The following is a 20,353-nucleotide window of genomic DNA, read 5'->3' as shown; positions in this document are numbered from 1 at the left end:
AAGAGTATTAGTGTTATGAATAAGATATATAAAGTCATTTGGAACCATACAACCCAAAAATGGGATGTTGTTTCAGAATTGACGAGTTGTAGAAAAAAATGTAAATCAACTCGCTTAGGAATTGCTTTATCAGCAATGGTTCTGGGGGGCGCTATTGCAATTAATTGCAATAACGCAATGGCAGATGTCATATTGTCACCAGACTGGCGTCCGGGTACGAATAACTCGGGTGTTGGGGCTGCAACAGTAAGTGGTAAAACCGAATACATCACTGGTCCAAATGTCGTCCAGTCTGGTGGGTCAGGTCTTATCTGGATGACTGTAGAACAGGCAATTTTAAATGGTTACACCACTGGAGATAATTTATCCGGATTGATTTACGTCAATACCGGAGAAAAAACAAAAACCATTACAGTGAAGGATGAGGCTACTGGCGCTTCTCAAACACTTCAAGTGTTTGATACTGACTCTTTCTCACAACGCGATGCGGGGACTGGGGGAAATGAAACCATTCCTGGTTTTAGTGGCACTGCAGATTTTTTCAATGCGACACGTTTTGTAACAGCCAATAATGGCGGTACGGCTATTTTGGATGTGGGTTCACCAGCAATCGGTAATTTTTTTAAAAATACACAGCTTGCTGTAGCTGATGGAGAAGGTTCCTCTGTTGTATGGAACTCGGTCAATGATTTTTATTTTCAGCCTGGTGCAACCATGCAGGGGGGCGGCGTTACTCAAAAAATCATTGACTCAATGAAATATGCTGGAACAATTACTGATTGGGCGGGAAAAACACACCATATTAACTCTCTTGATGATTTAAAGCAATATAATCAATATTTGATAAAGTCACTAGAGGACAAAACGCTTTCTTATAAGCAGTATGATGCTGAATTTAATAAGGCCCTTATTGTCACCAAGCATAATTACAATGTGGATATGACCGCTGGGGGACGTATAGACTCAACTCCTTACAAAGAAAATGTAGGGCTGCTTGCTGTTCTCCATGCAACCAATAACGCACGAGCAATATTAGGTAAAACGGGTAAATTAACTGGAGTTCTTCCTGCCTATGGGAATGGAGGAGGGATCGTTGCAACTAATGGTGGGACCGGTGTTAATGAAGGGGTCATTGATGCCATTGGTACTGAAATGATTGCCTATCAAGACAGTACCATTGTTAACGATGGTACACTTTTTGTTTGGGATAATAATGATAAATATGCTCTCCAGGCAGAGGGGATGGTTGCCGGTAGTAATGGTTCTTCAGCCATTAATAATGGTGTTATTAATATTCGCCCATTTAAAAATGCTTTCGCTCCAGAGGGGATTAACACCGCAATTGTTGTTAGTAATGGGGGCATGGCAACAAATAAAGGCACAATAAATATTACTGCCGATGCATCAACTAATGATAATAATGGCAAAACACGAGGTGTAAATGTTGGAGCTGGAGGCTCTTTTATTAACTCGGCCTTCGGGAGCATCAATGTAGGTATTGCGGAGGATAAAACTGCGACTCATTCGGCTGTGGGTTCTGTTGCGATTGAAGTACAAAATGGTGCAAACAAAGTCGTTAATGAAGGTACTATTTTTTTGGGCAGGGGGGCTCAGGGGAACTACGGAGTCCTGGCAAAGGATGCCGGGAGTGTTGATGTGGTAAATAAAGGGACTATCACTATTGACGGTTATGACAGTGATGCACCTGCACTGAATGTTGGCATGCTGGCAAATAATAGCTCCGGGATGAAAAACTCCGGGATTATCAATGTTAATGGTCTGAACAGTACCGGGCTACAGGTAATAAATGCAGGGCAATTAAATTCTGACGGTACGATAAATGTTGGCGGCGAGGGTATCAGTAGTGGTTTCCGTAACTATGGTGCCTGGGTGGAAGGTGCCGGAAGCAATGTTAATGTATCCGGAAAAATCAGTCTTGCCGGTACGGGGGCTGTGGGGGTTTTTGCCAAAGATGGCGGCAGTCTGACCCTGTCAGGCAATGGCGCAGTGCTATTTGGCAGCAGCGATCAGATAGGCTTTTATGTCTATGGAAAGGACTCTGCCATTCATAATACCGGAAGCGGTGTTATGGATGTGTCCACTGAAAACTCAACATTATTCCGTATTGCCAGCGGTGCGACATTCCAGGGAACTGCAGATGCTTCTTCTGCACTTACGGCGTCTGGTAAGAACTCTTATGCACTTATTGCCACGGGGAAATCGGATGGCGGTGTGGCCTCGACAGTAACGTCTGGAGGAATGACCATCAACCTGACGGGTGAGGGGGCTACAGCGACTTTAATTGAAGGGGGAGCGCAGGGCACAATTGAAAGTAATGCCATTATCAATATGGATAATGCCAGTGCGATAGCCGGTATTGCGGATGGCAATGGCTATGATATTTCCGGCAACCTCATTAATCCGAAGGACAAGACCACACTATTAACGGCGGGGGCTCAGTTAAGTTCCACCCAGGATAAAGTGACCGGGTATATCGCCCGTAATGGGGCCACTCTAAATAATACCGGTAATATCATCTTTACCGGAAAGAATACAGTGGGCGTCCGGGTTGAGGAAGGCGCTGTTGGAACCAACAGCGGAAATATTACCGTACAGGATGGCGGTGTGGGATTAATTGCCAGTGCGGTGCAGGAAACCACGACAATTAATAACTCGGGAAATCTCGTTCTCAAGGGGGGAGATAATGCTAACCGTACAACGGGTATAAAAGCATCTGGTACAACAACAACGGTTAATATGACCGCGGGTACTATATCTTTGCAGGGACAGGGGGCGATTGGCGTTGAGGCCAGCAATAAAGGGACTGTTAACCTTGATGGCTCGGCAGTACCGAACTTTGCTGCTGACGGCTCTGGTATTACCGATCAGATTGCTTTTCGTATTATCGGAGATGGTGCAACCATTAAGACGAATATTGCACCGGGAACTCTGCTGGATGCCAGTGGGGAACGTTCTGTACTTTTCCGTATTGAAGATGGGGCAAAACAGGCCGGCTCTCTGCTGATGAAAACCTCCGGGACAGGCAGCCGTGGTATCTGGGCCACAGGGAAAGGGAGCAATGTCCTGGCTGAGGCTGGCAGTGATTTCCAGATCCTGGGCGCTCAGGCTCAGGGATTATATGTAACTGGTGGTGCGACAGCGACGCTGAAACAGGGGGCATCAGTTAACCTTGTAGGGGATGGCGCTGTTGTCGCGGAAGTTGACGGAAATGAATACGCTCTGGATGGCAGTATTACACAAACGAATACTGGCTCGGTTATTACCAATGAGGCAGATATCTCTTCGCCGCTGAATAATGCCAAGGGCTTTATTACGCGTAATCAGGGACTGTTGATTAACAGCGGCAACATTGATTTCACTGCCGGTACCGATAATATCGGCGTCTGGGTTGATAACGGCCGCTTTGAAAATACAGGAAGCCGTATTGCGGTCAATGGTGTTGCTTTATTTGTTGAAGGCGCACAGTCTCAGATTACCAGCACGGGAGGGGATATCGTCGCTGTGGACGGTGAGGCTGCCATTAAGCTGGGGGCGGGCGCGTCACTGAACCTGGCAGGGAGTGGCCTGGGAACGATCGAAGGTCAGAAAAATGCGCATGGCATCCTGCTGGATACAGGGGCTGTGGGGCTGGTTATTGATGGTGCGAAAATCAATGTTAATGCTGCAGGTGCGGTCGGTCACGGGATTGAGAACCGTGCAGAAATTGAAGGTATCCAGTTAACCAATACGACTGAAATTAATGTGGCTGATGGCATTGGTGTGCGAACTTCTGCTTCTCTGGCGAAGACCAACAGCGGCACTATTAATGTAGACGGCAGTGGAATTGCACTGGCGTTCCAGAAAGCTGACGGAAGTGAAACCGATAATAACCTGGATATGTCTGACTCCGGCGGATTAGTCATTAATCTGAAAGGCACGGGCGGCACGGGTATTTTCGCCAACACTAAAGATGGTGCTGTCGTGAAGAGTGGTGCAAGTGTCAATGTTACACAGGCCGATGGCGGTTCCGCTCTGGTGGTTAACAATGCGGCCAGTGAAGTGGTTCAGAGCGGTAATCTCATTTCTGCTTCTCTGAATCATGCCGTGGTGGATGCTTCAAAAGCACAGTCCTTTACCAATAAAGGTCAGATTAAAGCTGCGTCCGCCACCGGGACTGCAATGGCGTTTGATGACGCAGTGAATACCACCGTACTGAATGACAGCGGCGCTAAAATTCAGGGCATTGTGGCCCTGAATGGGGGGGATAATTCATTTACCAATAAAGGCAGTATTACCGGAACCGTCAGTGCAAAAGAGGGTAACAATACATTTTTATTTGATGATGGCAGCATACTGACAGGAGAAGTGACTGCAGGAAATGGCAATAACAATGTAACGCTCAATGGTAAGGCTCATGTTGATAAGGTTACTGCCGGTACCGGGAAGAACACCTTCACCATTAAAGGCGAAGGGGCAACCTGGAACCTGCTGGATGGCGGGCAGGGAGATTCTGATTCCCTGATTTTTGATAACGCCATTCATACGCTGGATTCTGCTGTAAAACTACGGAATTTTGAACATGTCGGGCTGAAGAACAGTTCGCTTGTCACTCTGAAGGAAGCTCTTGTGCTGACCGATGGTGGGACCGGCCCGGGTTCCGTCGATATTGAAACGGGCAGCGAACTGACCATTATTCCTGCAGTTGCAGGCAACTTTACCTTTGATCCACTGTTAACAGGCACAGGAACACTGTCTGCCCGTCTTGATGCCGACACATCTGCTTTTGAATTCAGCCATAACGTCGGGGATCAATTTGCCGGAACTCTGAAGCTGGGTACCAGTAGCTTTGCTCTGGAAGGGCTGAATACGAGCGGGTTAACCCATGCAATGCTGATGTCTGAAACCGGGAATATCACAACGGTTGGCTCCGGTGTTCAGCAGATTGGCGGTCTTGGGTTCAATGGCGGAACGCTGATTTTTGGTTCCGTTATGCCGGGCGATACCATTGCCAGCAACAGTATTGAAACCTCTGCTGCAGGTACGCTGGATATCCGGGGGAAAGGCACAATTCAGGTCACCATGCCAGATGAAGTGATTAATGATATTCCGGCTGTTGATACCCGTAAGAATTTGCTGGAGCAGGATGATGCGCAGACCCTGGTCACACTGGTGAATGCAGCGGGTACCGTCACCGGTACTGGCGGGCAACTGCAACTGGTGGATGAAAACGGGCAGGCTATTTCCCACAGTCAGACGTTTGATGTCACTCAGGGCGGTGAAGTTGTAGCTCAGGGAAATTATGACTATAAGCTGCTGGGAAGCTCCGACGGTGTTAAAGGTGACGGACTGTACATAGGCTATGGGCTGAAGTCGCTGGATTTACAGGGAACCGGTGATAAAGCGCTGGTGCTGACACCGAGAGCGAATGCCCAGGGACTGCAGACAGATCTTGGCGCACAGTTAACGGGGGCAGGGGATCTGGCCATCGAAGCTGCGGGGCAGGTTGTCACACTGTCTAACGGCGGTAATAACTACACCGGGGATACGCTGGTGCGCAGCGGCACATTACAGATGGCAAATGATAATGTACTTGGCGCAACAGGTAATCTGAACGTCGCCAGCAATGCCGTCTTCAGAACAAACGGATACAGCCAGACTGTCGGTGCACTGCAGACAGAAACGGGAGCGCACATTCAGCTTGATAGCGGTAGTGTACTAACGGTCAGCGGCACGCAGCGTCAGCCGGGGGATGATAATGGTGGCATCATTGAAAACAATGTGCTGACCGGAGACGGTACGCTGGCTGTCACGGGCAGCAATCTGACGGTACATGGCACCAATATCGGGTTTACCGGTAATGCCAGCCTTACCCAGGGGGCGCTGGTTGAAATGAACGGCGCACAGGGGCTGGGAAGCCAGGGCTCCATCAGCTTTGAAAGCCTTAATGATCGCCTGGCGATTGATATCGCCGACGGTAGCGGAGTCAGCAGTAACCTGAGTAAATCGCTTTCCGGAAAAGGTTCAGTGGGCATACTGAACACCACTGATCTGACACTTTCCGGAGATAACCGTAATTTCAGCGGTGAATTCCGTGTGCAGAAAGATGCTGCTCTGCGGGCTTCAGATGAAAAACACCTGGGCACCGGGCTGATTGACAGTGATGGTGTCACCTGGCTTACCGCCAGTGGAAACTGGTTACTGAAGAATGATATTACTGGCTCCGGCGCTCTGGTGAAACAGGGGGCGGGTAATCTGATCATTAATCATGAGCTGACTTATACCGGTGATACCACGGTTGAGAATGGCGTTCTGATTGTCGGTGATGATTCAGTCACCCGTGCCGCTGGTGCGACGTTGTCAGGCTCCAAAAACATTCATGTTCTTAATGGCGGCACACTGAGTGGGCTGGGGACCGTTTCGGGTCAGGTTAATAACCAGGGAACACTGGCATCACTAAATGCTCTCTCAGGTTATGAAACGGCAGAGGCGGGCAATTTTACCGTTGGCTCACTGACCAATACTGGCGTCATTCGTCTGGCCGGTGGTAAGACAGGAAATACCCTGACCGTAAATGGCGATTACACTGGTGGCGGTACGTTAATTATCAATACCGTGCTGGGGGATGATACTTCTGCCACTGACAAACTGATTGTCACGGGTAACACCTCCGGTGATACCGGCGTGGTGGTGAATAATGTCCGGGGCCAGGGGGCTCAGACCGCTGACGGCATTGAGATTGTGCATGTCGGTGGGCAATCTGACGGTAACTTCAGACTGCAGAACCGTGCGGTGGCAGGGGCATGGGAATATTTCCTGCATAAAGGTAATGCGGGTGGTACTGACGGTAACTGGTATCTGCGTTCTGAATTGCCGCCAGAACCACAACCGCAGCCGCAGCCACAACCGCAGCCACAGCCACACCCACACCCCACGCCGGATAAACCTGTACAGAAGGTCTATCGTCCGGAAGCGGGCTCTTATATTGCGAACATAGCGGCAGCCAACACGCTGTTCAACATCAGAATGCACGATCGTGAGGGGGAAACTTACTATACCGATGTGTTTACTGGTGAGAAGAAAGCAACAAGTATGTGGATGCGTCATATCGGCGGTCATAATCGCTGGAAGGACAGCAGTTCACAGCTGAATACGCAAAGTAACCGTTATGTTGTGCAACTGGGTGGCAGCATTGCGCAATGGACTGACGGTCAGGACCGTCTGCAACTGGGGATTATGGCCGGTTATGGAAATGAGAAGAGTTCCACGACATCCTCGCTTTCGGGATATAAATCTAAAGGTGCGATCAATGGATACAGCACCGGTTTATACGGAACGTGGCAGCAGAATGACGGTAATGACAACGGGGCTTATGTCGATACCTGGATCCAGTACGGATGGTTTAATAATACCGTTAATGGTGAAAAACTGGCTGCGGAGTCCTGGAAATCCCGTGGATTTACCGGTTCAGTGGAAGCGGGTTATACCTTTAAAGCCGGCGAATTTACCGGTAGCCAGGGTAGTCACTATGACTGGTATATTCAGCCGCAGTCCCAGATCACGTGGATGAATGTAAGAGCCAGTGAGCATACGGAGAAGAATGGCACGAAAGTTCAGCTCAGCGGAGACGGTAATATCCAGAGTCGTCTGGGCGTCAGAACTTACCTGAAAGGTAAGAGTGCGTCTGATGATAATAAGGCGCATCAGTTCGAGCCATTTGTGGAAGTTAACTGGATCCATAATACACGGAGCTGGGGTGTCAAAATGGATAATACGGCACTCAGTCAGGACGGAGCTACAAATATTGCTGAAGTCAAAACGGGTGTTCAGGGTAAATTGTCAGATAACCTGAATGTCTGGGGCAATGTTGGTGTTCAGGCTGGCGATAAAGGGTACAGTGATGCCCAGGCAATGCTGGGTATTAAATATATATTCTAATCACACAGTGGCAGGAGGGGACCTCCTGCCACCTCAGGGTTGTCATAATGAGTTCTGTAATGAAATTTTCTGTTGTTAATGCAGTAGTGCTGCTGTTGCTGATTGTACTTACTGGTGTTTTTTATATGAAAAAGTCAAAAGAAATTGCAGTTGTTAATATCGATGCTATTTATAATCAGTCTGCCGCCGGAGACATGGCCAGAAAACATCTGAATGAGGTTAAGAGTATTCTTGAAAAAGGATATGAGGATGCGCAAAAAGTATTCGCAGATAACGCGAATAAAGAGGCGCTGCTTCTTGATGCCAGACAAAAACTGGAACGACAATATGTTATTGAGGAAAATAGCGCAAAAATGGTGTTATCCCGTGCGATAGATAATGCTATAGGCACATGGAGAAAAGACAATCCTAAAAATATTGCCGTATTGTCTTCAGGTGTTGTGCTTGCGCATAACGAGTCAGCTGATATCACCAAAGAAGTCATGACTCTGGTTGAAAAAGAAAATCTGGTTTTTAATAAATTACCCAAAGTGGAAGTGCACAATAAGAATGAAGAGAAACCAGAACAAAGTAAGTAATCACTAGATTCTGACGATTTCCAGAAGGGAGATTCAGCAGGCCAGCATCTGTAATCATTCAGATTTGCTGGCTTGCTGCTAAATATGGTTGCTGAGAAAAATAGCAGGCCAGTAATTTATTCAGATTACTGAATATAATAATTTTTCAGGAACGGTTATGCTGAAGGTAGTATGTTTAATCGACACAATTATTTGCTGTGTCTAATATGAGGTGACATTTTTATGATCACTGACCAGCAAGACTGACCCGTATTGATTAGCCTGATTATTGGCAACTTATTGGGGTAGTCATTTTGACATCGAATGGGGGAGGTTTCCAGTTAAGTTCACGAATGCATGATGATTTGCGTTCACATATCGAAGTACTGGTTGACTATACTAAGGATTTTAAGATAACTCACTGATTGTAAGTGGGTTATTGCGAGGGGGATGATAAATGGTGTCCCCTGCAGGAATCGAACCTGCAATTAGCCCTTAGGAGGGGCTCGTTATATCCATTTAACTAAGAGGACAATGCCGCATGAGTATACCCGCTAATGGACTGCGGGGTAAGTACACTGCCGCGCGATTGCTTAAACCCTCGCCATTTATGCCGGGTTTTTATCATTTTTCTTAATGTTTTCCGCACGTTCTGCTTTTTGGCGTGCTTCTGCTTTGCGCTTGTTGCTCATGTCGTTACGAATCTGTGCATGACTCATTAACGCGAAGATAAAGGTGCCGCCGCAGATGTTCCCCGCTAAAGTAGGTAGTGCGAAGGGCCAGATGAAATCGCTCCAGTGCAGCGTACCGTTAAACACCAGATAGAGGATTTCAACAGAACCGACAACGATGTGAGTGGTGTCACCCAGGGCAATAAGCCAGGTCATCAATATAATCACCACAATCTTTGCCGCACCCGCTGAAGGAAACATCCATACCATAGTGGCGATCAGCCAGCCGGAAATGATCGCGTTGGCAAACATCTCGCTGGGGGTGTTCTTCATCACATCCATGCCGATTTTGACAAATGCATCGCGAGTTTCTTCATTAAAGATAGGCATATATTCAAATGCCCACGCCGCAATACCTGTCCCGAGAATATTACCCAGCAGCACGACGCCCCATAACCGCATAAGTAAGCCAACGTTGCTCATTGTCGGTTTTTGCATGACGGGTAGTACCGCAGTCACGGTGTTTTCGGTAAATAATTGCTGGCGGGCCATAATGACGATAATAAAACCAAAGGTATAACCGAGATTCTCCAGCAAGAAGCTGCCCGGCACACCTTCCAGTTCGACATGAAATATCCCTTTTGCCAGTAATGAAGCGCCCATCGACAGACCCGCCGCAATGGCTGACCACAGTAGTGCCATTGCGTCGCGTTCCAGCTCTTTTTCACCATCCTGGCGGATATGCTCATGAATTGCCATCGCCCGGGAGGGGAGTCGATCTTCATCTATTTCTATTTTTTTGCCGCGCTCTTTTTCTTCGCTCTCAACTTCAATTTCGTCGCTGTGTTGATCAATTTTGTCGTTGTCCATGGTCTCTTCTCTTGAATTAGCACGTATAGCTAAAGCGTAGCGGCTTTTTTGCTCGCAACTGGCGGGAGTTACTCTGAAAATGTAGAAAAGGCCGCGTTTGCCTTTTTCTGTTTCTATAGAATCAAGTAGCCTACAGGGCGGCGATTACCAGGCTATGATCAAATCAGCAAATCAGGGCGTCTGGACATCAGTTGACGTGCTGTTACAATCGCCCACACCTAAACAGGCGGATACGGTATCGTTCCGTCATGGATGGCAAACTGCATAAGCCATAAAAAAACAGGGAGACATTTATGAAGCTTCGCCTGTCGGCGCTTGCTCTGGGAACTACGCTTCTGGTGGGGTGTGCGAGTTCCGGTACAGATCAGCAAGGGCGTTCTGACCCGTTAGAAGGGTTCAACCGCACCATGTACAACTTCAACTTCAATGTATTAGACCCGTATATTGTTCGACCGGTCGCTGTCGCCTGGCGTGATTATGTTCCGCAACCGGCGCGTAACGGTTTGAGCAACTTTACTGGCAACCTTGAAGAACCTGCGGTGATGGTTAACTACTTCTTGCAGGGCGACCCTTATCAGGGGATGGTCCACTTTACCCGCTTTTTCCTGAACACCATTTTGGGGATGGGCGGCTTTATTGATGTTGCAGGGATGGCGAACCCGAAACTGCAACGGACTGAACCTCACCGCTTCGGTAGTACGCTTGGTCATTATGGTGTGGGTTATGGGCCATACGTTCAGTTACCGTTCTACGGTAGCTTCACGCTGCGTGATGACGGTGGTGATATGGCGGATGGTCTTTACCCGGTTCTTTCCTGGCTGACCTGGCCGATGTCTGTGGGTAAATGGACGCTTGAAGGGATAGAAACTCGTGCGCAGTTGTTGGATTCCGATGGTCTGCTGCGTCAGTCGTCCGACCCATACATTATGGTGCGCGAAGCGTACTTCCAGCGTCATGATTTCATCGCTAATGGCGGCGAACTCAAACCGCAGGAAAATCCGAACGCGCAAGCGATTCAGGATGATTTAAAAGATATCGATTCTGAATAAGAAACAAATAAAAAAGGTGAGTCACAAAACTCACCTTTTTTGTTGTTATCCCTCAATTACCCCAAGTAAAAGAAGATAAACCGACAATGACCTGGACATAATTATGTAAAAATACTGATGTTCGTCATTGTCTGTTTCCGATATTCAGACGTTGAAAAATCAAAAAAACTGGACAATTTTAATTATCATCAAAATTAACACCCAATGCAGATAGTTGATTAATTTCATTTTGATATTTAGCCTGGCGATTTTGAAGCCTTTTTTCAACTTTATCTTCGATTTCCTTAAAGTGGTCATATTTATTTTGAGAACGGTCAACTTCGTTATCGACTAAAGTAGAAATTATTTCTTTTACATTATCGCGTCTAAATTTTGCATCGTCCACTTGAAAATTATATCTTATTGCTCGACCTAAACGTTTAAAAACTTCGTTTGGCTCTCCCAGTCTTTCCCCGTTGAGCTCGTTTACAACCTGATGATCGGAACCTGTTGCAAATGATTCTGCCATGATAGCTTTACTGCTTTCAAACCACGCTGAAGCATTCCTGGCTTTTTCACTACAATATTGGGTGAGACTATCACCATTAATACGAATTCCTCTTTGAATGTGGTAGTCGTCCTGATCATAGTAACCGAGAGATAAGTAATCATTTCCGTTTTTATTTTTAATTACAATAGCGAGAGAATCGCCTTTTTTATCTTTACCGTACCAGGTAAATAAGTCCGTTGGTTCGCTTTTCCCATTCTCATCAAATTCCGTTATCGTATGTCTGAGTTTTTGTGATATCTTATCGAAGATAAAACCAGGATCTCCATCATATATTTCTTTTAATGCGCTGAAGATCATTTCCTTGTTATTGATATCATGAGTATTCTCTACTACATTTTCATGGATGATGGTTTGGCCGACTTTTTTGTTTTCATCGTTCGTAGGTGATTTTATTGGTTCTTGATTATAGATACCACTAGTAATATCGGCTGTATCATTGGAGTCAATAGCACCCTCATTACCACTAACAACGATACTACCATCAGTAAAGTCAGCATTATTTATATCATCATGAGTCTTCTCAACTATGTTGTCATTAATGATAGCACGGACGAGTTCTTTGTCTTTATAGCTCGCAAGTAATTTTATTGTTTCTTGGTTATCGATACCAATAGTAATATAGTCTGTATCATTGGAGCCAATATCAATATAAGTAACTGAGGAATTATTAATATTAAATCTATCAGGATTGTCGTTTCCTCGTATGGCGTTTTTTATAAGCGCAAGTAGATGTTTAACACAGGTGCTTATTCCTTGCTTACCATTAAAAAGGTTTTTGAGCTCTTGTACTAATATATTAACTTCATCATTGTTATTTTCATTGATGGATTCTGTGTAAGCTGCGCTGGTATTGTTGATTGAAATAGATGGTAGCATGATTTTATTCCATGTTGATTGATTTGTTACAAATATATATTACCTAATAAAATAGACTATCAAAAAACGCTCATTTATTTAGACCCTATCTTTAATTTGAGTGTATGAGCGCACAATAGCCAGGGTGGTTTGAGTATCCTGGAAATTCAGAAAAGTAAACTCTTTGAGAAAGACGAGCAGAACGCCTGAAAATAAGCCTTTCCCTTCAGGTTTGTCTGTGGATACCACTTAATGATTTGAAAGGGCAAGCTACCATCAGGCTGTTTGCAAAACTCAGGAGGCAAGCAATGAGGAAACAACTTTCGTTGAAGTGTGGGAGTTAAAGTCACCTGCATAGCAGGTGACTTTATCCAGGCGAACGCGTTATCAGAACGCGTAGTTAAAGTTAGTACCGAACAGCCAGGCTTTACCTTCAGACTCGAACTGGTATGGGCCTTCGTTAATTTTCACGCTCTGACCGTGCATATAAGAAACACCAACATCGACTGAAGCATCTTTATTAAATGCGTAAGTCGTACCTGCACTCAGCCAGAAACGGTCCTGGTCCGGAATGGAGATAGAACGATTCTGTGCCGGAACTGGGCTGTCATCAAAGGCGATACCGGTACGGAAGGTCCAGTTATCATCGTAGTAATAAGTGGTTCCCAACGCGATGCGGTAAGCATCTTTAAAGCCTTCATGTTTCTGGAACAGCGTGTCGCCACTCGTTGAGGTCGCTTTCAGTTGCTGGAACTGACTCCAGCTGGTGTAAGCCAGGCTATAGTGAATTGCCCACTGCGGATCAACACGGTTATAACCCGACACTTCCCACATTTCAGGCAGGTTCAGCGTCAGATAACCCGACTGCGTTGCGCCACCTGTCGCGGTAGGAATTGGCAAACCGTAGTTATTAAAAGCCGGGTTAAGATCGCTGCTGTAGTTACCCTTGAAGTCAATTTTCACTTCAGAGCGGTAGGTCAATGCGTAGCGGTTGTTTTTATCCAGTTCGTACAGGATCCCGGCGTTCCAGCCAAAGCCCCACTGGTTACCGTTCAGGTGAGCGATTTTGGTATTACTGTCGATGCCGTTGGCGGTAGCTGCTAATGCTTGCCCCTGAGGAGTCTGCCTGGCAGGAGATTGCATAATCTGACCAGCAACCAGCTGCCCCAGATCGCCTGCGAAACGTTCAATTTTCGCGCGAGCGTAGACGGCGTTGAAACCAAGACCAAAGCTCCATGCATTATTTAAGCGATACGCACCGCTTAAGTTCAGGTTCATGGTTTCAAGGTCGGTTGTACCCCCGACAGAGCCGCCTGCATAAGTATCGTTAAACTCTGTTGCCAGGCCATAGTTAGAGGTAATAGAAGCGCCCCAACCAAATTGGTCGTTAATCGGTGCAACAAAGTGCATGTTCGGAACCCATGCCGTAGGCGCGATGTTATCGGCTTTCAGGCTACGGCCAGATGGAGACGTTCCGCTGATATTTACATCCGGATCAATATAAACCGCACCCGCAGAAAATGTCGGGCGGTCAAACATGGTAATCAATGCTGGGTTACGGCTAACGTTACCTGCATCATCGGCAATTGCGCCTTCCCCTGAATAAGCCCGGCCCAGGCCAGAGGAAGAAAATTCGTTTAACTGAAAGCCTGCCGACCAGGCCTGGGTGGAGATAAGTGCCACTGCGACTGCGAGAGCAGACTTTGTAAACAGGGTTTTCTGGCTCATGACCATAACCTCAATGATTTATTTTTATACAAACTATGTTACGTGCTGTAACAGGAGCGCGAAGTGTAGGGTCTGAGGTACATCTTAGAAATCAGACCAGTGGCGAGAGTATAGGTCGGACCAGCTGGAATGTTGCAAGTATGTTTCTATCTTTTTTCAAATATGATCTAAGAAACGCGATCCAGCTGGCAAAATTTGGAGGTGGCGCACTCATGGATTCGGGTGAATTTTGTTTTAGATCATTTTTAAGTGTGATTTCGGTCACTTATCCGATTTTGCAGAATTAACAACTGGAGCAGCACTTTCCGGAAGCGTAAAATATCCACAACGTTTATCTGGCACCTTGGGTGCACATACAGAGGAAATCAACGATGAGTAAATGTAGTGCTGATGAAACCCCGGTTTGCTGCTGTATGGATGTTGGCACCATTATGGACAACTCCGACTGCACCGCGTCTTATAGCCGCGTGTTTGCAAACCGCGCAGAAGCAGAACAAACGCTGGCGGCGCTGACTGAAAAAGCCCGTAGCGTGGAATCCGAACCGTGCAAAATCACCCCGACTTTCACTGAAGAGTCTGACGGTGTACGCCTGGATATCGATTTCACTTTTGCCTGCGAAGCTGAAATGTTGATCTTCCAGCTGGGTCTGCGTTAATTCCTCTCGGGTATATACGCCCCTGTCAGTTCCTGGCGGGGGCGTTTTATTTTCTCTTCTACTTTTCTCTCTGTGTCATAGCTCCCACTTTCCCTTTTCTCCACTTGGCTAAATGTAAAAAAATGGTTAAGACTATGATCAGGTCAGACCACTTTATTTATTATTTTACAGGGGAGTGTTATGGGTCAGGTTTTACCGCTGGTTACCCGCCAGGGCGATCGTATCGCCATTGTTAGCGGCTTACGTACGCCTTTTGCCCGTCAGGCGACGGCTTTTCATGGCATTCCCGCTGTTGATTTGGGGAAGATGGTCGTAGGCGAATTGCTGGCACGCAGCGAGATCCCCGCCGAAGTGATTGAACAACTGGTTTTTGGTCAGGTCGTTCAGATGCCGGAAGCCCCCAACATTGCGCGTGAAATTGTTCTTGGCACCGGAATGAATGTCCATACCGATGCTTACAGCGTCAGCCGCGCTTGCGCTACCAGTTTCCAGGCGATTGCAAACGTCGCAGAAAGTCTGATGGCGGGAACTATTCGAGCGGGGATTGCCGGTGGGGCCGATTCTTCTTCCGTATTGCCCATTGGCGTCAGTAAAAAACTGGCGCGCGTGCTGGTTGATGTCAACAAGGCTCGAACCATGAGCCAGCGCCTGAAACTCTTCTCTCGCCTGCGTTTACGCGACTTAATGCCCGTACCGCCTGCGGTAGCAGAGTATTCTACCGGCTTGCGGATGGGGGACACCGCCGAACAAATGGCGAAAACCTACGGTATTACTCGCGAACAGCAAGATGCACTGGCGCACCGTTCGCATCAGCGTGCCGCTCAGGCGTGGTCAGACGGTAAACTCAAAGAAGAGGTGATGACTGCCTTTATCCCTCCTTATAAACAACCGCTTGTCGAAGACAACAATATTCGCGGTAATTCCTCTCTTGCTGATTACGCAAAGCTGCGTCCGGCGTTTGATCGTAAACACGGGACGGTAACGGCGGCGAACAGTACACCACTGACCGATGGCGCAGCGGCGGTGATCCTGATGACTGAATCCCGGGCGAAAGAATTAGGGCTGGTACCGCTGGGGTATCTGCGCAGCTACGCATTTACTGCGATAGATGTCTGGCAGGACATGTTGCTCGGCCCGGCCTGGTCAACGCCGCTGGCGCTGGAACGTGCCGGTTTGACAATGAGCGATCTGACATTGATCGATATGCACGAAGCCTTTGCAGCTCAGACACTGGCGAATATTCAGTTGCTGGGTAGCGAACGTTTTGCTCGCGACGTACTGGGGCGTGCACATGCCACTGGCGAAGTGGACGAGAGCAAATTTAACGTGCTTGGCGGTTCGATTGCTTATGGGCATCCCTTCGCAGCGACCGGCGCGCGGATGATTACCCAGACATTGCATGAACTTCGCCGTCGCGGCGGTGGATTTGGTTTAGTGACCGCCTGTGCTGCGGGTGGACTTGGCGCAGCAATGGTTGTGGAGGCGGAATAATGGAAATGGCATCAGCGTTTACTCTTAATGTTCGTCTGGACAACATTGCTATCATCACCATCGACGTACCGGGTGAGAAAATGAATACCCTGAAGGCGGAGTTTGCCTCGCAGGTGCGCGCCATTATTAAGCAACTCCGTGAAAACAAAGAGTTGCGTGGCGTGGTGTTTGTCTCCGCGAAACCAGACAACTTCATTGCTGGCGCAGACATCAACATGATCGGCAACTGCAAAACGGCGCAAGAAGCGGAAGTACTGGCGCGGCAGGGGCAACAGTTAATGGCGGAGATTCATGCTTTGCCCATTCCGGTTATCGCGGCTATTCATGGCGCTTGCCTGGGCGGCGGGCTGGAGTTGGCGCTGGCGTGCCACGGTCGCGTGTGTACTGACGATCCTAAAACGGTGCTCGGTTTGCCTGAAGTACAACTTGGATTGTTACCCGGTTCAGGCGGCACCCAGCGTTTACCGCGCCTGATAGGTGTCAGCACAGCATTAGAGATGATCCTCACCGGAAAACAACTTCGGGCGAAACAGGCGGTAAAGCTGGGGTTGGTGGATGATGTCGTTCCGCACTCCATATTGCTGGAAGCCGCTGTTGAGCTGGCAAAGCAGGATCGCCCATCTTCACGCCCTCTACCTGTACGCGAGCGTATTCTGGCGGGGCCGTTAGGTCGTGCGCTGCTGTTCAAAATGGTCGGTAAGAAAACAGAACACAAAACTCAAGGTAACTATCCGGCGACAGAACGCATCCTGGAGGTTGTCGAAACGGGATTAGCGCAGGGCACCAGTAGCGGCTATGACGCTGAAGCACGGGCGTTTGGCGAACTGGCGATGACGCCGCAATCGCAGGCTTTGCGTAGTATCTTTTTTGCCAGTACGGACGTGAAGAAAGATCCTGGCAGTGATGCGCCGCCTGCGCCGTTAAATAGCGTAGGGATTTTAGGTGGTGGCTTGATGGGCGGCGGTATTGCTTATGTCACTGCTTGTAAAGCGGGGCTTTCGGTCAGAATTAAAGATATCAACCCGCAGGGCATAAATCATGCGCTGAAGTACAGTTGGGATCAGCTGGAGGGCAAAGTTCGCCGTCGTCATCTCAAAGCCAGCGAACGTGACAAACAGCTGGCTTTAATCTCCGGAACGACGGACTATTGCGGCTTTGCCCATCGCGATCTGATTATTGAAGCGGTGTTTGAAAATCTCGAATTAAAACAACAGATGGTGGCGGAAGTGGAGCAAAATTGCGCTACTCATACCATCTTTGCTTCGAACACGTCATCTTTACCGATTGGCGATATCGCCGCTCACGCCGCGCGACCTGAGCAAGTTATTGGCCTGCATTTCTTCAGTCCGGTGGAAAAAATGCCGCTGGTGGAGATTATTCCTCATGCGAGTACATCGGCGCAAACCATCGCCACCACGGTAAAACTGGCGAAAAAACAGGGCAAAACGCCAATTGTCGTGCGTGACAAAGCCGGGTTTTACGTCAATCGCATCTTAGCGCCTTACATCAATGAAGCTATCCGCATGTTGACCGAAGGCGAGCGTATTGAGCATATCGATGCCGCGCTGGTGAAATTTGGTTTTCCGGTAGGCCCAATCCAACTTTTGGATGAGGTAGGAATCGACACCGGGACTAAAATTATTCCTGTACTGGAAGCCGCTTATGGAGAACGTTTTAGCGCGCCTGCAAATGTTGTTTCTTCAATTTTGAACGACGATCGCAAAGGCAGAAAAAATGGTCGGGGTTTCTATCTTTATGGTCAGAAAGGGCGTAAAAGCAAAAAACAGGTCGATCCCGCCATTTACCCGCTCATTGGCGCACAAGGGCAGGGGCGACTCTCCGCACCGCAGGTTGCTGAACGGTGTGTGATGTTGATGCTGAATGAAGCAGTACGTTGTCTGGACGAGCAGGTTATCCGTAGCGTACGTGACGGGGATATTGGCGCGGTATTTGGCATTGGTTTTCCGCCATTTCTCGGTGGACCGTTCCGCTATATCGATTCTCTCGGCGCAGGCGAAGTGGTTGCAATAATGCAACGACTGGCCACGCAGTATGGTTCCCGTTTTACCCCTTGCGAGCGTTTAGTCGAGATGAGCAAGCGTGGGGAAAGTTTTTGGAAAACAACTGCAACTGACCTGCAATAAGAAGGTCAAAGCTATATGAATCCGCGCTGAATGGCGGAGTGTTGCTCAAAATGTAAACGCATATTGACTATACTTACGCCATTGAGGTAAAAAACAGCGTTTCATTCGGTGAATGGATAAGGCACAATGCCGGCCACCGTTTTCTTTCTCTGGTTTCAGATGAAAGAAAACGGGCGAATCTGGTTAACAAAAGCGGTGCAATATGCAAGTTTTTATCATGCGTCACGGCGACGCAGCCCTCGATGCCGCCAGTGATTCGGTTCGTCCTCTGACTACTAACGGTTGTGACGAATCTCGCCTGATGGCGAACTGGCTGAAAGGTCAAAAAGTGGAAATCGAACGCGTTCTGGTGAGCCCGTTCCTGCGAGCCGAGCAAACACTTGAAGAAGTAGGGGATTGTCTGAACCTGCCTTCCAGTGCAGAAGTTCTGCCGGAGTTAACACCCTGCGGCGATGTTGGTCTGGTCAGTGCCTATTTGCAGGCGTTGACCAATGAAGGTGTTGCTTCGGTACTGGTAATCTCCCACTTACCCTTAGTCGGGTATCTGGTTGCCGAGTTATGTCCGGGCGAAACGCCGCCTATGTTTACCACGTCAGCGATTGCCAGCGTAACGCTTGATGAAAGCGGAAAAGGCCAATTCAACTGGCAAATGAGCCCTTGTAATTTGAAGATGGCAAAAGCAATTTAAGCAATCAATGCCCGGTTACGTGCGCGTACACCGGGCAGTTTCTCCGTCATACAATCATCCTTTTTCTTGTCTAAATGTTGTTAATATTTAACAACTCTCGATAGTTATTATATTTTCCCATTATTGAATCCCGTAATAAAATAAAGAAGATAATGGTTTTGTGTCTTGAATATATATTTATTGATTTAATTAATATTAAATTTTAGCAATAAATGATGGTAAGGTCATTATAATTTTTTTTAGTGTGCTTTATAAGCAATTCATTTTTGTTGATTATAATAGTTTGTTTTTTTGTTGATAATTCGCATGTTTTTTTGTTGGAAAGTGGTGAAAGTATTTTGTAGATGTATTAATTAATAAAATCTACATAAAGTGTTTAAGTATTACTAAATTGAGTTTTTTTATAGATAAGACCAACATACAGACACACCAGAGAATACTTGTTTACATTCTATGATTATATTGGAGTGTATATGTTCAATGGCTAACTATAAATATCGGGCATAATATATATTAATTTTATGTCAGGTGTTTATATTATAACTCTTAATGATTTAAGGACAAATAATGAGTAAGTTTGCCAAAACAGCCATTGCTGCGGCGATGGTCATGGGCGCAGTTGTTTCCAGTTCTGCATTTGCAGCAGGCAACAACGGTACCGCGCGCTTCTACGGCACCATTGAAGACTCCCCGTGCTCTATCGTTCCAGACGATCACAAACTGGAAGTCGATATGGGTGACATCGGTGCGGCTAAACTGACCGGCGGTGGCACCACCACACCGAAAGATTTCCAGATCCGTTTACAGGACTGCGTGTTTACCACTGAAACAAGCATGAAGACCACGTTCACCGGTACTAACTACGCGGGGCCAGCCAACACGGATAACTATGCGTTATTCAACATTGACACCGGTGTTGCCATGAACCACGTGAGCCTGGTAATCGGCGATACCCATGGCAAAGGTTATAAAGTGGGCCAAGAAATTGTTCAGCCAATCGTGATGGATGCTTCAACCAGCAAAGGTAAAGACAAGCAAACGCTGAACTTTAAAGCCTGGCTGGTGGGTGAAACCGAAGCGCCGGATCTCGGCCAGTTCGAAACCCTGACCACATTCCAGATTACCTATCTCTGATGTGACAACCCCACAGCGTTCTGCT

Annotated in this window: 11 protein-coding genes and 1 tRNA gene; 8 read left to right on the top strand and 4 right to left on the bottom strand. The window is 47.5% G+C overall.

Features of this window, described 5'->3' with window-relative positions; translation table 11 throughout:
• Positions 1-15: 15 nt before the first annotated feature.
• Positions 16-7,935 (top strand): phase-variable autotransporter adhesin UpaE, encoded by a 7,920-nt coding sequence (locus tag ACJHYW_RS04565; protein WP_001361862.1) that lies wholly within the window; start codon positions 16-18, stop codon positions 7,933-7,935.
• 47 nt (positions 7,936-7,982) lie between these two features.
• Complete coding sequence (locus ACJHYW_RS04560) at positions 7,983-8,513, top strand: hypothetical protein (RefSeq protein ID WP_000100042.1); 531 nt, start codon at positions 7,983-7,985, stop codon at positions 8,511-8,513.
• A 437-nt stretch (positions 8,514-8,950) separates the two neighbouring features.
• Here the strand turns inward: ACJHYW_RS04560 and ACJHYW_RS04555 are convergent.
• A tRNA-Arg gene (locus ACJHYW_RS04555) sits at positions 8,951-9,025 on the bottom strand.
• A 75-nt stretch (positions 9,026-9,100) separates the two neighbouring features.
• Entirely contained in the window at positions 9,101-10,033 is a 933-nt protein-coding gene (locus tag ACJHYW_RS04550; protein ID WP_000368135.1) for a formate/nitrite transporter family protein, read from the bottom strand.
• Between the two features lie 293 nt (positions 10,034-10,326).
• Here ACJHYW_RS04550 and mlaA point away from each other — a divergent pair, with 293 nt between their 5' ends.
• Entirely contained in the window at positions 10,327-11,082 is a 756-nt protein-coding gene (gene mlaA / locus ACJHYW_RS04545) for a phospholipid-binding lipoprotein MlaA (RefSeq protein ID WP_000776768.1), read from the top strand.
• A gap of 178 nt (positions 11,083-11,260) precedes the next feature.
• Here the strand turns inward: mlaA and ACJHYW_RS04540 are convergent, their stop codons facing one another.
• Together ACJHYW_RS04540 and fadL are read right to left on the bottom strand one after the other, a co-directional pair.
• Positions 11,261-12,508 (bottom strand): hypothetical protein, encoded by a 1,248-nt coding sequence (locus tag ACJHYW_RS04540; RefSeq protein WP_000937809.1) that lies wholly within the window; start codon positions 12,506-12,508, stop codon positions 11,261-11,263.
• Positions 12,509-12,874: 366 nt separating this feature from the next.
• Positions 12,875-14,215: a long-chain fatty acid transporter FadL gene (fadL, locus tag ACJHYW_RS04535; protein WP_001361541.1), complete on the bottom strand. Its 1,341-nt coding sequence runs from the start codon at positions 14,213-14,215 to the stop codon at positions 12,875-12,877.
• Between the two features lie 371 nt (positions 14,216-14,586).
• Here fadL and ACJHYW_RS04530 point away from each other — a divergent pair, with 371 nt between their 5' ends.
• From ACJHYW_RS04530 to ACJHYW_RS04510, 5 genes are all read left to right on the top strand, one after another.
• Positions 14,587-14,871: a YfcZ/YiiS family protein gene (locus ACJHYW_RS04530; RefSeq protein WP_001296261.1), complete on the top strand. Its 285-nt coding sequence runs from the start codon at positions 14,587-14,589 to the stop codon at positions 14,869-14,871.
• A 180-nt stretch (positions 14,872-15,051) separates the two neighbouring features.
• Positions 15,052-16,362 (top strand): acetyl-CoA C-acyltransferase FadI, encoded by a 1,311-nt coding sequence (gene fadI, locus ACJHYW_RS04525; RefSeq protein ID WP_000531925.1) that lies wholly within the window; start codon positions 15,052-15,054, stop codon positions 16,360-16,362.
• On the top strand, positions 16,362-18,506 hold the full coding sequence (fadJ, locus tag ACJHYW_RS04520; RefSeq protein WP_061092606.1) for a fatty acid oxidation complex subunit alpha FadJ: 2,145 nt from the start codon (positions 16,362-16,364) through the stop codon (positions 18,504-18,506). Before fadI ends, fadJ begins: the two co-directional genes overlap by 1 nt.
• A 202-nt stretch (positions 18,507-18,708) precedes the next feature.
• Positions 18,709-19,194 (top strand): phosphohistidine phosphatase SixA, encoded by a 486-nt coding sequence (sixA, locus tag ACJHYW_RS04515; protein WP_001195818.1) that lies wholly within the window; start codon positions 18,709-18,711, stop codon positions 19,192-19,194.
• A 567-nt stretch (positions 19,195-19,761) separates the two neighbouring features.
• Positions 19,762-20,328: a fimbrial protein gene (locus ACJHYW_RS04510; protein WP_061092607.1), complete on the top strand. Its 567-nt coding sequence runs from the start codon at positions 19,762-19,764 to the stop codon at positions 20,326-20,328.
• The last annotated feature ends 25 nt before the right edge of the window (positions 20,329-20,353 follow it).

This window comes from Escherichia sp. WS3063, from assembly GCF_046486595.1.
Classification (GTDB): Bacteria; Pseudomonadota; Gammaproteobacteria; order Enterobacterales; family Enterobacteriaceae; genus Escherichia; species Escherichia coli.
This window is presented reverse-complemented; position numbering and strand designations above follow the sequence as displayed.

Coding starts and splice junctions, on each gene's coding strand:
- ACJHYW_RS04565 (WP_001361862.1), top strand. CDS start 16: ATGAATAAGATATATAAAGTCATTTGGAACCATACAACCCAAAAATGG.
- ACJHYW_RS04560 (WP_000100042.1), top strand. CDS start 7,983: ATGAGTTCTGTAATGAAATTTTCTGTTGTTAATGCAGTAGTGCTGCTG.
- ACJHYW_RS04550 (WP_000368135.1), bottom strand. CDS start 10,033: ATGGACAACGACAAAATTGATCAACACAGCGACGAAATTGAAGTTGAG.
- mlaA (WP_000776768.1), top strand. CDS start 10,327: ATGAAGCTTCGCCTGTCGGCGCTTGCTCTGGGAACTACGCTTCTGGTG.
- ACJHYW_RS04540 (WP_000937809.1), bottom strand. CDS start 12,508: ATGCTACCATCTATTTCAATCAACAATACCAGCGCAGCTTACACAGAA.
- fadL (WP_001361541.1), bottom strand. CDS start 14,215: ATGAGCCAGAAAACCCTGTTTACAAAGTCTGCTCTCGCAGTCGCAGTG.
- ACJHYW_RS04530 (WP_001296261.1), top strand. CDS start 14,587: ATGAGTAAATGTAGTGCTGATGAAACCCCGGTTTGCTGCTGTATGGAT.
- fadI (WP_000531925.1), top strand. CDS start 15,052: ATGGGTCAGGTTTTACCGCTGGTTACCCGCCAGGGCGATCGTATCGCC.
- fadJ (WP_061092606.1), top strand. CDS start 16,362: ATGGAAATGGCATCAGCGTTTACTCTTAATGTTCGTCTGGACAACATT.
- sixA (WP_001195818.1), top strand. CDS start 18,709: ATGCAAGTTTTTATCATGCGTCACGGCGACGCAGCCCTCGATGCCGCC.
- ACJHYW_RS04510 (WP_061092607.1), top strand. CDS start 19,762: ATGAGTAAGTTTGCCAAAACAGCCATTGCTGCGGCGATGGTCATGGGC.